The sequence below is a fragment of the Lutibacter sp. genome, from assembly GCF_041562875.1.
GTDB lineage: Bacteria > Bacteroidota > Bacteroidia > Flavobacteriales > Flavobacteriaceae > Lutibacter.
In genome coordinates this window covers 1-15,023 of sequence record NZ_JBFFOE010000061.1, presented here as the reverse complement: position 1 = coordinate 15,023, position 15,023 = coordinate 1, and the positions used below count along the sequence as shown (strand labels likewise).

Annotated in this window: 14 protein-coding genes; 2 read left to right on the top strand and 12 right to left on the bottom strand. The window is 29.7% G+C overall.

Going from position 1 to position 15,023, the window contains the following annotated elements; genetic code table 11:
- The 4 genes from rpe to rpsO all read right to left on the bottom strand — a co-directional run.
- Nucleotides 1-614, bottom strand: a 614-nt coding sequence (gene rpe, locus ABY863_RS09310; RefSeq protein ID WP_372794122.1) for a ribulose-phosphate 3-epimerase, incomplete at its 3' end; no start/stop codon positions are given.
- A 79-nt stretch (nt 615-693) separates the two neighbouring features.
- A complete protein-coding gene (locus ABY863_RS09305) occupies nt 694-1,557 on the bottom strand; it encodes an RNA polymerase sigma factor RpoD/SigA (RefSeq protein WP_372794120.1) in 864 nt (287 codons plus the stop codon).
- Nucleotides 1,558-1,738: 181 nt separating this feature from the next.
- Entirely contained in the window at nt 1,739-3,973 is a 2,235-nt protein-coding gene (locus ABY863_RS09300; protein ID WP_372794118.1) for a polyribonucleotide nucleotidyltransferase, read from the bottom strand.
- 143 nt (nt 3,974-4,116) lie between these two features.
- A complete protein-coding gene (gene rpsO / locus ABY863_RS09295) occupies nt 4,117-4,386 on the bottom strand; it encodes a 30S ribosomal protein S15 (protein WP_372794116.1) in 270 nt (89 codons plus the stop codon).
- Between the two features lie 201 nt (nt 4,387-4,587).
- Here rpsO and ABY863_RS09290 point away from each other — a divergent pair, with 201 nt between their 5' ends.
- Complete coding sequence (locus tag ABY863_RS09290) at nt 4,588-5,466, top strand: hypothetical protein (RefSeq protein ID WP_372794114.1); 879 nt, start codon at nt 4,588-4,590, stop codon at nt 5,464-5,466.
- A 61-nt stretch (nt 5,467-5,527) separates the two neighbouring features.
- Here ABY863_RS09290 and accD read toward each other — a convergent pair whose 3' ends face one another.
- From accD to ABY863_RS09275, 3 genes are all read right to left on the bottom strand, one after another.
- Nucleotides 5,528-6,388 carry an acetyl-CoA carboxylase, carboxyltransferase subunit beta gene (gene accD / locus ABY863_RS09285; RefSeq protein WP_372794113.1) on the bottom strand — a complete coding sequence of 287 codons (861 nt, stop codon included), beginning with the start codon at nt 6,386-6,388 and terminating at the stop codon, nt 5,528-5,530.
- Nucleotides 6,389-6,492: 104 nt separating this feature from the next.
- The gene (gene fbaA / locus ABY863_RS09280; protein ID WP_372794110.1) at nt 6,493-7,560 is read right to left on the bottom strand and encodes a class II fructose-bisphosphate aldolase; all 1,068 of its coding nucleotides are present in this window, start codon (nt 7,558-7,560) and stop codon (nt 6,493-6,495) included.
- A gap of 110 nt (nt 7,561-7,670) precedes the next feature.
- Nucleotides 7,671-10,142: a BamA/TamA family outer membrane protein gene (locus ABY863_RS09275; RefSeq protein WP_372794108.1), complete on the bottom strand. Its 2,472-nt coding sequence runs from the start codon at nt 10,140-10,142 to the stop codon at nt 7,671-7,673.
- A gap of 78 nt (nt 10,143-10,220) precedes the next feature.
- Here ABY863_RS09275 and ABY863_RS09270 point away from each other — a divergent pair, with 78 nt between their 5' ends.
- Nucleotides 10,221-10,943 (top strand): TrmH family RNA methyltransferase, encoded by a 723-nt coding sequence (locus tag ABY863_RS09270; RefSeq protein ID WP_372794106.1) that lies wholly within the window; start codon nt 10,221-10,223, stop codon nt 10,941-10,943.
- A 14-nt stretch (nt 10,944-10,957) separates the two neighbouring features.
- Here ABY863_RS09270 and ABY863_RS09265 read toward each other — a convergent pair whose 3' ends face one another.
- From ABY863_RS09265 to ABY863_RS09245, 5 genes are all read right to left on the bottom strand, one after another.
- Nucleotides 10,958-11,653 carry a porin family protein gene (locus ABY863_RS09265; RefSeq protein ID WP_372794104.1) on the bottom strand — a complete coding sequence of 232 codons (696 nt, stop codon included), beginning with the start codon at nt 11,651-11,653 and terminating at the stop codon, nt 10,958-10,960.
- 3 nt (nt 11,654-11,656) lie between these two features.
- Nucleotides 11,657-12,385 (bottom strand): bifunctional demethylmenaquinone methyltransferase/2-methoxy-6-polyprenyl-1,4-benzoquinol methylase UbiE, encoded by a 729-nt coding sequence (ubiE, locus tag ABY863_RS09260; protein ID WP_372794102.1) that lies wholly within the window; start codon nt 12,383-12,385, stop codon nt 11,657-11,659.
- 6 nt (nt 12,386-12,391) lie between these two features.
- Nucleotides 12,392-13,288, bottom strand: coding sequence for a NifU family protein (locus ABY863_RS09255; protein WP_372794100.1), 897 nt, complete (start codon nt 13,286-13,288; stop codon nt 12,392-12,394).
- A 107-nt stretch (nt 13,289-13,395) separates the two neighbouring features.
- Entirely contained in the window at nt 13,396-14,730 is a 1,335-nt protein-coding gene (locus tag ABY863_RS09250; protein WP_372794098.1) for an OmpP1/FadL family transporter, read from the bottom strand.
- A 12-nt stretch (nt 14,731-14,742) separates the two neighbouring features.
- Nucleotides 14,743-15,023: hypothetical protein (locus ABY863_RS09245; protein ID WP_372794096.1), on the bottom strand; the 281-nt coding region annotated here is incomplete at its 5' end.

Below are 15,023 nucleotides of genomic sequence, written 5' to 3'. Positions count from 1 at the left end.
TTTTCACTTTTAAAAACAAAACTTCCAGCAACAAAGGCATTTGCACCTACTTCAGAAAGTTTTTCTATGTTTTGGTCAGTTACTCCACCATCAACTTCAATTAATGCATTTGAACCAGAATATTCTATAAGGTTTTTAAGTTGTTCAACTTTTTTATATGTATTTTCAATAAAACTTTGTCCACCAAAACCGGGATTTACACTCATAATTAGTACTAAATCTAAATCGGCAATAATATCTTCTAATACAGCAATTGGTGTATGTGGATTTAAAGAAACACCAGCTTTCATACCTTCTGCTTTTATAGCTTGAACAGTTCTGTGTAAATGTGTACAAGCTTCGTAGTGAACAGTTAAAATATCTGCACCCACTTTTTTAAAATCAGCAATAAATCTATCTGGATTAACAATCATTAAATGAACATCCATTGTTTTAGTAGCATGCTTTTTTATAGCGCTAATTACCGGCATTCCAAATGATATATTTGGGACAAAAACACCATCCATAACATCAATATGAAACCAATCAGCTATGCTATTGTTTATCATTTCAATATCACGTTGTAAGTTGCCAAAATCGGCAGCTAAAATTGAAGGAGCAATAAATTTATTCATTTTAGGATGTTGTTATTTTTGTAAAAGTATTAATTAAAATAGAAAAACGCTCGAGATTTCGAGCGTTTGTTAAGGATTATTATCCTAAATATGTTTTTAAAATTTTACTTCTAGAAGTATGTTTTAGTCTTCTAATAGCTTTTTCTTTAATTTGACGAACACGTTCACGTGTTAAATCGAAAGTTTCACCAATTTCTTCAAGAGTCATTGGGTGTGCATCACCTAAACCAAAGTACAACTGAACAACATCAGCTTCTCTAGGTGTTAACGTTTCTAAAGCACGTTCAATTTCAACTTTTAATGATTCGTGTAATAAAGCTCTATCTGGGTTTGGAGAATCACCAGTATTTAATACATCGTATAAATTTGAATCTTCACCTTCAATTAAAGGAGCATCCATAGATACGTGACGGCCAGAATTTTTCATAGATTCTTTAACGTCATTAATAGTCATATCTAATTTCTTTGCAATTTCTTCTGCAGAAGGAGGTCTTTCATTTTCTTGCTCTAAAAACGCATACATTTTATTGATTTTGTTGATAGAACCAATTTTATTTAAAGGTAAACGTACAATACGGGATTGTTCAGCCAATGCTTGTAAAATTGATTGACGAATCCACCAAACAGCATAAGATATAAATTTAAAACCACGAGTTTCATCAAAACGTTTTGCAGCTTTAATTAATCCTAAATTTCCTTCATTAATTAAATCTGGAAGCGTTAATCCTTGATTTTGGTATTGTTTTGCTACAGATACAACAAAACGTAAGTTTGCTTTTGTTAATTTTTCTAATGCAGCTTGATCTCCAGCTCTAATACGTTGAGCTAATTCTACTTCCATTTCAGCAGTAATTAAATCAACTTTTCCTATTTCTTGTAAATACTTATCTAATGATGCGGTTTCTCTGTTAGTAACCTGTTTTGTAATTTTAAGTTGTCTCATTTAAGTAGCTAAAATATTTTTATTAATATATGGTGTACATTATATTATACGTAGTAATTTAATAAATGTTACAAAAAGAATGATAAAATATTAATTTTACTAGAAATTATAAAATATTTTCATAAAAAAAGCTTCTCAATTTGAGAAGCTTTTATATTTGTAATGAGATAATTATTTCAAATTAATCTCTTGGTCTTGGTTTTCTATCTCTATCTCCACCACTACGATTATCTCTTCCGCGGTTATCACGTCCACCACTTCTATTGTCATCTCTTGGAGGTCTTTCTACAAATCCTTCAGGTTTTGGTAAAAGTGCTTTTCTAGAAACTTTATCTTTACGAGTTTTAGGATCTTTCCCAAAATATTTTACGTCAAATACATCACCCATATTAACAATATCAGTAACATTGTCTGTACGCTCCCAAGCTAATTCAGAAATATGTAATAAAACTTCATTTCCCGGAGCTGCCGTATATTCTACAACTGCACCAAAGTCTAACATTTTTATTACTTTCACTTCATATATACTCCCTACAGCTGGTTTAAATAATAAAGAATCAATTTTAGCTAAAACTGCATCTATACCAGCTTGGTTTGTTCCTAAAATTTCTACAATTCCTTCTGTTGTAATTGGATCTTCATTAATAACAATAGTACAACCAGTTTCTTTTTGTAATTCTTGAATTACTTTACCTCCTGGGCCAATTAAAGCGCCAATAAATTCATTTGGAATAGTTTTGGTAACCATTTTAGGAGCATGTGCTTTAACATCTGCATTTGGTTTAGCAATTGTATCAGTTATTTTTCCTAAAATATGTAATCTACCTTCACGTGCTTGTTTTAATGCACTTACTAAAATCTCGTATGATAAACCTTTAATTTTAATGTCCATTTGACAAGCAGTAATTCCGTCTGCAGTACCTGTAACTTTAAAATCCATATCACCTAAATGATCTTCATCACCTAAAATATCAGATAAAACAGCATAACGATCACCGTCAGAAATTAATCCCATTGCAATTCCTGAAACTGGTTTTTTCATTTCAACACCAGCATCCATTAACGCCATAGTTCCTGCACATACAGTTGCCATTGATGAAGAACCGTTAGATTCTAACACTTCTGAAACCACACGAACAGTATAAGGACAATCTTTCGAAATCATTCCTTTTAATGCACGTTGTGCTAAATTTCCGTGGCCAACTTCACGACGAGAAGTACCTCTTAATGGGCGCGCTTCTCCAGTACAAAAAGGAGGGAAGTTATAATGTAAATAAAATGTTTCTTCACCTTGGTAAGTTGGCATGTCAATTTTGTTAGCTTCTCTTGAAGTTCCTAGGGTAACCGTTGCCAAAGCTTGAGTTTCACCTCTTGTGAAAATTGCAGAACCGTGTGTTGATGGTAAATAATCTACTTCACACCAAATTGGTCTAATTTCATCAGTTTTTCTTCCATCTAAACGTAAACCTTCATTTAAAGTTAGATTACGAATTGCACTTTTTTCTGCTTTAGAATAATATTTAGAAATTAATGCACTTTTTTCTTTTAATTCTTCTTCAGTAAAGGTTGCTTTTACTTCATCTTTAATTGCTGCAAAAGCTGCGCTACGTTCATGTTTAGCACTCCCTGCTTTTGCAATATCATATACTTTTTGGTAAACAAAATCAGAAATTATTTTAGCTAATTCTTCGTCATTTGCTTCAGTTTCGTATTCACGAGTTTCTTTTTTACCAAAAGCTTCAGCTAATGCTACTTGTGCAGCACATTGAATTTTAATAGCTTCATGAGCAAATTTAATAGCTTCAGCCATTTCTTCTTCACTACATTCATCCATTTCACCTTCAACCATCATTACAGAATCTGCAGAAGCACCAACCATCATGTCAATATCTGCATCTTCCAATTGTGTTCTACTTGGATTAATTACAAACTCACCATTTATTCTTGCTACACGAACTTCAGAAATTGGCATTTCAAAAGGGAAATCAGTTAATTGTATTGCAGCAGATGCAGCTAAACCAGCTAAAGCATCTGGCATTACATTTTCATCAGAAGACATTAACTGAATCATCACTTGTGTTTCAGCATGGTAATCTTTTGGGAAAAGTGGGCGTAATACTCTATCAACTAAACGCATAGTTAATACTTCAGCATCACTTGGTCTTGCTTCTCTTTTGAAGAAACCTCCAGGATAACGACCTGCAGCTGCAAATTTTTCACGGTAATCTACTGTTAATGGTAGAAAGTCAACTCCTGGACTTGCATGATAATTAGATACAACTGTACATAATAACATGGCATCACCCATTTGAACTACAACTGAACCATGTGCTTGTTTTGCTAATTTTCCTGTTTCTAAAGAGATAGTTCTTCCATCTCCTAAGTCAATAATTTGTTTAAATACCTTTGGTATCATAAATAATGTTTTAATTTTAATTAAACAATTGGTTTTAGTTGTTGTGTTGCTTATGAACCAATGAAAAGTTTAATAAATGCTTTCTTTAATGTATTCTTAATTTTAAAAAAAAAGAGGCAAAATTTGCCTCTTAATTTATGAAATTATTTTCTAATACCTAGCTCTTTAATTATTTCACGATATCTTACAATATCGTTCTTAATTAAGTAGTCAAGGAAATTTCTTCTTTTACCTACTAATTTTACCAATGAACGTTCTGTATTAAAATCTTTGCGATTTCTTTTTAAGTGTTCAGTTAAGTGGTTAATTCTGAAAGTAAATAATGCAATTTGGCCCTCTGAAGAACCTGTGTTTGTTGCTGATTCACCATGTTTGGCAAAAATTTCAGCTTTTTTTTCTTTTGTTAAGTACATGCTAACATTAATTTTTATTAATAATTTTTATGTATGATTACTACAAATGCAGTAAACAGGCCGCAAAGGTACTATTATTATTTTGATTAACAATTAACTACAGAAACAACTTATTTATTTTTAGTTACAATTAAACTTTTACAATTTCATAAGGTCTAAGATAATATGAATGTTAACAATTAAAACACTAATATTATGAGAATGAATAATTTAAAATTAAAGTTGGTTGCGGTTTTTATGCTAAGTGGATTGGTCTTCACAAGTTGTGAAGATAGTAATTTGGTTGAAGTAACTGATTTAGCAGAAGTAGTAGATGTTATATCAGATGAAGAAGCAATTGCTCTTGTAGAATCTGATGATATATCAGATGAAGTTGATAATATTATAGATGACTTTTTATATGATGATTTGAACCTTAGCAGTAAGGATGAAGCTTTAAAAACTGATGATAGATTTGGTGGAATGCCAGATTGTGTTGTTAAAACGGTTGTTATAGATGGAACAATTAAAACGGTAACATTAGATTTTGGTGATGGTTGTGAATTGCCTAATGGAAATATTATTTCGGGTAAAATTATAATGAGCTATTCATTTGATTTAGAGTTGCAAATAATAACTGTTATTCAGTCTTTTGAAGGGTTTGCGTTTAATGATATTACAATTGTAGGAGAAAATACTATTGTTAGAATAAAGGAAAATGAAAATGGAAATCCTGAGTCAACTAAAACAATTGACATGACTTTAACTTGGACTGATGGAGAATTTGTTTCAAGAGTTGGTACAAAAACGAGAGAATGGATTGAAGGTTATGATACAATAATTTGGGATGATAATGTTTATTTAATTACAGGAAATTGGACAAATACATTTAAAGATGGTACAGTTTGTTCGGCTATTATTACTGAAGCGTTAAGAAGAGAAATGTCTTGTAGATTTATTGTAAGTGGTATAATTGAATTTACAAAAGGAGAACTTACTAGTTCATTGAATTTTGGGGATGGAACTTGTGATGATATTGCTGTTATAACAAATAGTGATGGAGTAGAAACTGAAATAATTCTAAAAAGAAGGATGCATTAATTTTGTCTAATTATATTATTTAAACAAAAAAAGCGAGCTAATGGAAATCAGCTCGCTTTTTTTATTTTCTAATTGGTAAATTCTGAATTAAATCTATATATAAATTTACTTGTTTTTTTAAGTTTTTACGTTCTACAATTTTATCTAAAAATCCATGTTCCAAAACAAATTCGGAACGTTGAAACCCAGGAGGTAAATCTTTCCCAGTAGTATCTTTTACAACTCTTGGTCCTGCAAATGCAACTAAAGCATCAGGTTCAGCAATATTTATATCTCCTAACATTGCGTATGAAGCGGTTGTTCCACCTGTTGTTGGATCTGTACATAATGATATGTATGGTATATTAACTTCTGCAAGTTGGGCTAATTTAACAGATGTTTTTACTAATTGCATTAGAGATATTGCAGCTTCCTGCATTCTTGCACCACCAGATTTTGAAATCATTAAAAATGGTACTTTGTGTTTTATTGAGTAATCAATTGCTCTCGAAATTTTTTCGCCAACAACACTTCCCATAGATCCACCAATAAAACTAAAATCCATAGCAGCTACTACTAAATCTTTGCCAAAAGATTTACCAACAGCGGTTCTTACTGCATCTTTTAAGTTTGTTTTTGAATAGGCATCCTTTAATCTGTCAGTATATTTTTTAGTGTCAGTAAATTTTAAAGGATCTTTAGATATTACATTTTCATTAAATTCTTTAAACGTATTATTATCAAAAAGAATTTCAAAATATTCAGCACTACCTATTCTAACATGATAGCCATCTTCTGGGCTAACATAGTAATTAAGTTTTAATTCTTCAGTGTCTACAACTTTACCACTCGGCGTTTTGTACCATAGTCCTTTTGGGACATCTTTTTTATTTTCAGTTAATGTCTGAATACCTTTATCTTTTCTTTGAAACCAAGATGACATAATATTTTGTTTTAGTTGAAAATGGGAGTGCAAATTACTAAAAAAAACAAAGAGAACATCTAAAAAAAAGTTCTCTTTGTTAATTTAATTATTTATTTTACTGATTATAAAACATTTACACAATTTAAATCTTTAAATGCTTCAATTAAACGAGTTTTAAATGTTTCTTCACCTTTGCGTAACCATCCACGTGGATCGTAATATTTTTTATTTGGTTGATCAGCTCCATCAGGATTCCCTATTTGTGTTCTTAAATAGTCAATTTTATCATTCATATAGTCTCTAATTCCTTCTGTAAAAGCAAATTGCATATCAGTATCTATATTCATTTTGATAACGCCATATCCAATAGCTTCTCTAATTTCTTCAAGAGTTGAACCTGATCCGCCATGGAAAACAAAATCTACAGGATTTGGTTCGGTTCCATTTTCTTTTTCAATATATTTTTGAGAATTATCTAAAATTTTTGGAGTTAATTTCACATTACCTGGTTTGTATACACCATGAACATTACCAAATGATGCTGCAATAGTGAAATTATCGCTTACTTTTTTAAGTTCGTTGTATGCATAAGCAACTTCTTCAGGTTGTGTGTATAATTTTGAAGCGTCAACATCAGAGTTGTCAACACCATCTTCTTCACCACCAGTAATTCCTAACTCAATTTCTAACGTCATTCCCATTTTGCTCATACGAGCTAAATAAGTTTTGCAAATTTCAATATTTTCTTCTAAAGGTTCTTCAGATAAATCAATCATATGAGAACTGTATAATGGAATTCCATTTTCTTTGTAGAATTGTTCTCCTGCATCTAATAATCCATCAATCCAAGGCAATAATTTTTTTGAGCAATGGTCTGTATGTAAAATTACAGGAACTCCATAAGCTAGCGCTAAAGTATGAATATGTTTTGCTCCGGCAACTCCACCAGCAATAGCAGCTTTTTGCCCTTCATTAGACAAACCTTTTCCTGCATTAAATTGAGCTCCGCCATTTGAAAATTGAATGATTACGGGTGAATTTAATTCTTTTGCAGTTTCTAAAACAGTATTAATTGTATTTGATCCTATTACGTTTACAGCAGGTAATGCGAATTTTTTTGCTTTTGCTAATTTAAAAATTTCTTGCACCTCTTTACCTGTTGCAACTCCTGGTTTAATTGTATGGCTCATAATATTCTATGTGTAATTAGTATTGATAACTTAATTGTAGCAAAATTAAGGAATTATAGCTGTTAATAATCTAATTTGAATAGAAAAAAAACGAAATCGTAATAGTTTTTTTAGAAAGGATAGCTTATACCGAAATTATATACAGTTTTACTGAAATTATAATTAGTAAACCATTTGTTTCCATTAGTAAGGTAAGGTTCGTAAGTTTTAAACCCTAAATCTAATCTTAATAAAATAAAACTCAGGTCATATCTAATGCCAAACCCTGATCCAATTGCAATGTCTTTTAAAGAATCAAAACCGTTAAATTTTGCTTCGGAAGAAGTTATTGTTGAGTTTGATATATCCCAAATGTTTCCTGCATCAACAAATAAGGCACCTTTAATGCTGTTAATTACTTTAAATCTATATTCTAGGCTGTTTATAAATTTTAGATTTCCCACATTAAATTCTAAACCGCTTTGTGTAGATCCTGGACCCAAATCATAAATTTTCCAAGCTCTTAAATCGTTTGGTCCGCCTATAAAATAACTTCTGCTAAATGGTATTGTACTTGAGTTACCATAAGGAATTGCTATCCCTATAGAACTTCTGAATGCCAAAACATTTTCTAATGATAAGTTCCAGAATTTTTTATATTCTAAATCGGTTTTTATATATTGAGCTATTGGGGTATTTAAGAATGTTTTTACATCATTAGCATCTTTTTTTGTAGCTAATAAAGTAGTTAAATTTCCAGAGGAAGCAATTCTAGCTCTAAAAAATGAAAAATCTGAATCCTTATAATTTTCACTATTGTTGTATGTAAATGTATAAGCTACCAAGGGGATAAGTACATCCTCTGTAATAATATTATACCTAGCTTCTATATTTTTTGCCGTTTGGTATTCTGTGGCATTTGTGTTTTTAAAATCTGAGTCAATAAAAGTTTTAATAAATGTAATTGCATTTTGTTCAGTTAAAATTTCGTTGGAGAAATAGTTATCTTTAATTTCAACAAGATTATTATACTCAGATGTATAAATGCTAAAATAGGAGTCAATATTTAAATTTTTAATAAATTGCGCATTTAAAAGTTGAAAACTATGTTTTTTAGTTAAAGATGATTCCCAAGTGTAATCTACAATACCAGTGTATTTTTGTTTATCTAAACCAATATTTTTTTGTAAACTAGTTCCTAATGTGAAGGTTGTTTTTGGAGATTTCTTTTTTGAAATAATTTTAGTTGGGTTAAAAGGCACTAAAAACCTAGGAAGTTCTAGAGAAACGTCACCACCAATTTCCCATGCATTTAATAAACTTTCGTTGTCAGCAGCATCTTTCGAATCTAAAAATGAGCCTTGAATAGAAAATTTTAAGATTTCAGATCCTTTAAAAATATTTCTATTTAAGAAAGACAGTTTACCAGAAACACCAAGTTGTCTAATATTAGAGTGTGTTAGTTCAGTATTAAGACCAATTGAATATTTTTTAAGCGGAGTTAAGAATATGGATGCTTCAAGCATATCATCTTCCAATTCGGTATATTTTATATCAACAGACCTGAAATTATTTAAGCCTCTTAAATTTTTTCGGGTTAATTCACGGGTTTCATCTTTATAAATGGAATTTGGTTCAATAAAAATAGAATTTAATAATATTTTAGGATTGTATTTTAATGTTTTCTGTGCTAAAAATGAATATCCATTGTAATTTAGGCTGTCTTTAATAGGGTTTTCTTTTGTATTGTAAGAGTAATCTGTATAAATATTTACGTTTTTTATTTTTTGAATTTTAAAAGGAAAAACTCCAATACTATCATTAATAATAAGATCAATGTCAGATTTATAATTGGCAGAATCTGCTTCAAAAGTAATGGCGTTTTTATTAAATCTAAAAATTCCTGAATTTCTAAATAACTTGGTTAATCTATTTTGTTCATTTATAAATGAAGCAAGCTTAAAGATGTTTTCTTTTTTTATAAAAGATTCGTTTTCATGAATTCTATATATTGAATCTAGAATTTTTGATTCAATAGTAGTTTTAACACTATCTAAAGTATAGGGTTTGTCTGTGTTTACATAGTAGTTAACTTTAGCTTTTTTATTTTTTAATAATTGTTCTTCAAATGTAACTTTAGCCTTAAAATATCCTTCATTGTAATAATGAAGCATTAAATTATTTACCGTTTGTGTTGCTTTTTTAGCCTCAAAAATTACAGGAGGTTCTCCATTATTTAAAAACCATTGATGTGAATTGTATTTAAAATTTCGAATTCCTCTAGCTTGCTTTTCTGAAAATACATTTTTTGTAAATTTGTACCATTTAGGATTGGTTAATTTCCAATTTTCAAAATCTCTTTCAAAATTCTTGTTTCCAACATTGTAAAAATGAAGCGGAAAAGGAACTCCTAAAACTAACTGATTAGGACGTTGAACTATATAATCGTTAATTTCATCAGCCACCACTTTCTTATCATTAACAATTACGGTATTTTTAATAAGTAGGTGTTTATTTTCAGGAACATACTTTACCGTATTGCACGATGAAAAACTATAAGAGATGCTTAATAGAATTATTAATATTATAATATTGCTTTTCAATAAATAAGAGTTTAAATTTGTTTCAAAAGTAAACCTTTTCAAGATATTATCAAATTACAATTTTTTATAATTAAAAACATGAGTTTAAGTAAAAATCAGTTAAAATTAATAACGAGCTTACAGCAAAAAAAGTACCGAACCAATTATAATTTATTTATTGCCGAAGGCACAAAAGTTGTAGGTGAATTTTTAAACTCAAATTTTGAATTAGAGCATTTATTTTGTGTGGATAAATTAGCGTATGATAATATTGAAAAAGCCACAATAATATCTGAAACTGAGTTAAAAAAAATAAGTACTCTTAAAACACCTAATAATGTATTGGGAATTTTTAAAATTCCTTTAAATGAACCAATAAAAAAAGAAGGTTTAGTTATAGCTCTAGATGAAATAAACGACCCAGGAAATTTAGGAACCATTATTAGATTGTGTGATTGGTTTGGAGTTGATCAGCTTATTTGCTCAACAAATACAGTTGATTGTTATAATTCAAAAGTAGTACAAGCATCTATGGGTTCTTTAACAAGAGTCTCTATAATTTATATGGATTTGGAAACTTATTTGCAAAATATAGAACTTCCTAAATATGCATCATTAATGGAAGGTGAGAATGTTTATAAAAGTAGTTTGCCTAAAAATGCGATTTTGGTGATGGGAAATGAAGCTAACGGAATTAGTAATTCAATTTTAAAATTGTTAACGAATACAATTTCAATACCTAGATTTGGAAACTTACAGCAAACAGAAAGTTTAAATGTAGCAACAGCTACTGCAATTTTATTAAGTGAATTTAAGCGATAAAATAAATTTTATTTTTAGTGAAAAGCGAATTTTATAAAAACGCCTCTTGTTCCAAGATAATCAATATTACCAGTCCATTGGCTGTTTGGATCAGTATCTCTCACCAATTCATTATTTATGGCAAATACACCTCTAATAGATGGTGAAAAAATAAAGTAGGGTAAATATAAATCAATTCCTACACCAACTTCATACATAAAATTATTTTTGGTCATTCTAAATTCTCCATCCAAATTGTCATTAGGATTGTCTTGATTACTTGAAAAATTAAAATCGTACGAAACCCCACCAACTACATAAGGTCGTATATTATTTAACCTATCGGTACTAAATTTTAACAACAAAGGAATTCTTAAATAAGTTCCGTTAACCTCTCTTATCCTAACATTATCATTCCCTTCAATATTTGTAAATTCTAGTGTTTTTGTGTTACTAGAAAGCCCAGGTTCCAAACGTAAGTTTATATTTTTGTGTAATCGAAGATCACCAATTAACCCAACTTCAAAACCAGAAGTACTTGTAACGTTTATGAAAGTGTCTGGATTTAGATAGGATATTTTAAAATCTTTTTTGTTGATTCCAAGATAATAACCCCAATAAACTATTTGCTTGTCCCAATTTTGTTTGTATTGAACAATGTCTCTTTTTTGGGCTGTACTATTGTTCATTATTATGAAACATAGAATAACGGTTACAAAAACTTTTTTCATCTATTATTTTTTTGCTATATAAATTGAAGCAACCCCAAAAGTTTGAGGTTTGTTTTCTATAGCTATAAACCCAACTTTTTGTAAAATATTGTTGAAAGCTACACCATAAGGAAATGCAGCTGCTGAATCTGATAAATATTTATAAGCTGATTTGTCTTTTGAAAATAATTTACCAATTAAAGGTAAAATATTTTTAGAATAAAATGTATATCCTTGTTTATATGGAGTTTTGGTTGGTATTGAAGTTTCTAAAACAGCAAAAGTTCCTCCGGTTTTTAAAACTCGGTATATTTCAGATAAGCCTTTTTCTAAATCTTCAAAATTACGAACTCCAAAAGCAACGGTAATAGCATCAAAAGAATTGTCACTAAAAGGAATTTTTTCTGAATCACCAAATACCATTTCAATAGTATTAGTTAGATTTAATTTTTCAATTTTTTTTCTTCCAACTTCAAGCATTCCTTCAGAAATATCTAATCCAATTATTTTTGAAGCTTTTGTTTTAGTTAAATTAATTGCTAAATCACCTGTTCCAGTTGCAATATCTAAAATTGAATTGGGATTTGTATCTCCAATTATTTTAACAACTTTATTACGCCATTTCACATCAATTCCAAAAGATATAACACGGTTTAAACCGTCGTATTCTTTAGAAATGGTGTCAAACATTTTTGCAACTTGCTCTTTTTTACCAAGTTCAGAATTTTTATAGGGCTTTACTTTTTCACTCATAAATAGTTAGTAATTTACAGCTACAACTTGACTAATTTTTCCTGGTATTAGTTGTTTTAACATATTTTCAATACCATTTTTTAAAGTAACTGTTGATGAAGGACAACCGCTACAAGCACCTTGCAAAATTACATTTACTGTTTGTGTAGTTGCATCGTAAGATTGAAATGCAATATTTCCACCGTCAGCAGCAACTGCAGGTTTTACATATTGATCTAAAAGATCAATTATTTGTTTTGAAACATCATCAAGATTAGTTGTTGCTTCTTCAATAGTTTGTGTGTGCTTTTTTTGTTGAGCATTAATAGAGGCTATTGTTTTTCCATCGGCAATATATTGTCTAATAAAACTTCTAACTTCAACAGTTATTTCGCCCCAATCCGCTGTCTCTAATTTTGTGATTGAAACATAATTCTCAGAAATAAACACTTCTTTAACATATTCAAAATTAAATAATTCAGTTGCTAAAGGTGAGTTTTTAGCTTCTTCTTTATTTTTAAATTCAAAATCTGTTTCAACTAATTTTTTATTAGCAACAAATTTTTGGACTGAAGGGTTTGGTGTTGATTCAGCATAAACTTCAACAGGAATTTTTTGTTGAGGTTCATTTTCTTCTAAAACCAAAACACCTGGGTTGTTTAAATAAATTTCAATTTGTTCTTTTAGTTCTTCCTGAACGTCACTCCATTCAACAATGTTAAATCTTTCAACTGCTATAAAGTTTGCTGAAATATAAACTTGTTTTACAAATGGTAAATGAAATAATTGTTGCGCTAAAGGTGAATTCTTAGCTTCATCAATATTATTAAATTGATAACTTCCACTAATTAAAACTGTGTTTGCAGTAAATTTTATAATTGTATCAGTTGTTGTTTTTTCTATTCTTAAAGAAATTGCTTCCATTTTTTTAAAATTATTTGTGCAAAAGTACTAAAACATACTTAATGTATTGGGTTGAAAATAAAAAACGCCTCAATTTAGAGGCGTTTACTATAATAGGGTATTATATATTAAATATTTAGTACTAGTGTTGCTGTAAATTTTGAAGTATCAAAATTTAAATTAGTAGTGTTTATTTGATTGTATTGAGGATAAAAATTATAAGATGCTGTGTTTGTAGATTTTTGATATGCGAAATCTAATTTTCCACCTCTAAATTTGTAACCGGCCCCAAGTGAAAATCCGTCTGTATCATCAGAACCTAAAGCGTTTTTATAAGGGCTTTTCTCCATATGATAACCACCTCTAATAGAGATATCATCAAAACGCCATTCAGTACCAATACGTAATTGCCCAGTACTTTCTAGATCAGTATTAAAAATTTTATTTTCGGTAGAAAACCCAGGGCTATTTATTTCAATATTGCTGTAGTTTTTGTAAATGTAATCAATACTAATTAATCCTTGTTTATCAAAAATATAAGCAAAACTCCCTGTTAATTTACTGGGTGTTCTTAATTCGTAATCAAAACCATTAAGGCCTGAAAAATCAGTTTCAGTACTTACATTATTTTCAAATATATTCACATCAAATTCAACAAATTCTTCAGCTAAACTATACCAAACAGGAGATTGATAAGCCAATCCGAGACGAATATTTTCACTAGGTTTAGAAATAAAACCAATTGAAAATGAATAACCGTCTCCATAGGTTAATAATTCTTGAATTTGAGATACATCATAAGTGTTTCCACTACCATCATTATTATATTCTTCTATAAGTGCACTTTGGTAATATTCTAAATCATAGGTATTAATAGACGCTCCTATATATAAATTATCTCTGTATTGTGAAGCAATAGTAAAAGTGTATTTATTATTTCTTCCATCGGTAAAGTTTTCAAAATATTGTCCATCTGAATTTCCATAAACTACTGTAGGGTCATAAATATCTGAAATTGGTGCAAAACCACTATTACCACTTGCTAGCCAAAGGCCTTCAAAATCATTTACAATACTGTAATTAAAACCTAATGCAAGGCTACTCCAATCAGAATTACGGTTGGTATTAAATACAAATACACCGCCTGCTTGTGATAAGTTGGTATAATTATTATCTGTAAGTTCATCTGTTCCATAAAAAGAAGATGTTGTTTTAGTATTCCTAATATTTAATGAAGCTGAAAATTCACTTTTTAAAAATACTGCAGCACCAGCAGGATTTGTTTCAATGGATGACAAATCGCCTCCCAAAGCTCCAAATGCTCCACTCATAGCATTATAGCGTGCTGTACCATTTATTTTTTCTGTTGAAAACAGCACACCTATATCATTATAACCTAAAGTTTGTGCGTTAGAAATATAAGCAACGCTTAATAGCATTACTACAAAATATAATTTTTTCATGACGTTTTATTTTTAATTACGGGTTGAGCTTCTTCTTGATGAACTACTATTTGATGAAGACGAAGTATTTCCAGATGATCTTGATGAAGATGAACTAGCTGAACTACTACGGCTATTACTTCTACTTTCAGAAGATGAACTATTATTATTATTATTATTATTATTTGAAGAACTTCTATAATTTGTGTTACTCGTTTCTTTTTGATTTATTGGTGCGCGTCTTTCATTCGTAGTAGTTCTTCTGTTTTCAGTATTGTAATATCTATTTGTAGAAGGTTGCGAACGAGTATCAA

Excerpts from the sequence above, each read along its gene's own strand:
- ABY863_RS09300 (WP_372794118.1), bottom strand. The coding sequence starts at position 3,973 with ATGATACCAAAGGTATTTAAACAAATTATTGACTTAGGAGATGGAAGA.
- ubiE (WP_372794102.1), bottom strand. The coding sequence starts at position 12,385 with ATGAGTGAAAAAGTAAAGCCCTATAAAAATTCTGAACTTGGTAAAAAA.
- ABY863_RS09265 (WP_372794104.1), bottom strand. The coding sequence starts at position 11,653 with ATGAAAAAAGTTTTTGTAACCGTTATTCTATGTTTCATAATAATGAAC.
- accD (WP_372794113.1), bottom strand. The coding sequence starts at position 6,388 with ATGTCATCTTGGTTTCAAAGAAAAGATAAAGGTATTCAGACATTAACT.
- rpsO (WP_372794116.1), bottom strand. The coding sequence starts at position 4,386 with ATGTACTTAACAAAAGAAAAAAAAGCTGAAATTTTTGCCAAACATGGT.
- ABY863_RS09270 (WP_372794106.1), top strand. The coding sequence starts at position 10,221 with ATGAGTTTAAGTAAAAATCAGTTAAAATTAATAACGAGCTTACAGCAA.
- ABY863_RS09305 (WP_372794120.1), bottom strand. The coding sequence starts at position 1,557 with ATGAGACAACTTAAAATTACAAAACAGGTTACTAACAGAGAAACCGCA.
- ABY863_RS09255 (WP_372794100.1), bottom strand. The coding sequence starts at position 13,288 with ATGGAAGCAATTTCTTTAAGAATAGAAAAAACAACAACTGATACAATT.
- fbaA (WP_372794110.1), bottom strand. The coding sequence starts at position 7,560 with ATGAGCCATACAATTAAACCAGGAGTTGCAACAGGTAAAGAGGTGCAA.
- ABY863_RS09250 (WP_372794098.1), bottom strand. The coding sequence starts at position 14,730 with ATGAAAAAATTATATTTTGTAGTAATGCTATTAAGCGTTGCTTATATT.
- ABY863_RS09290 (WP_372794114.1), top strand. The coding sequence starts at position 4,588 with ATGAATAATTTAAAATTAAAGTTGGTTGCGGTTTTTATGCTAAGTGGA.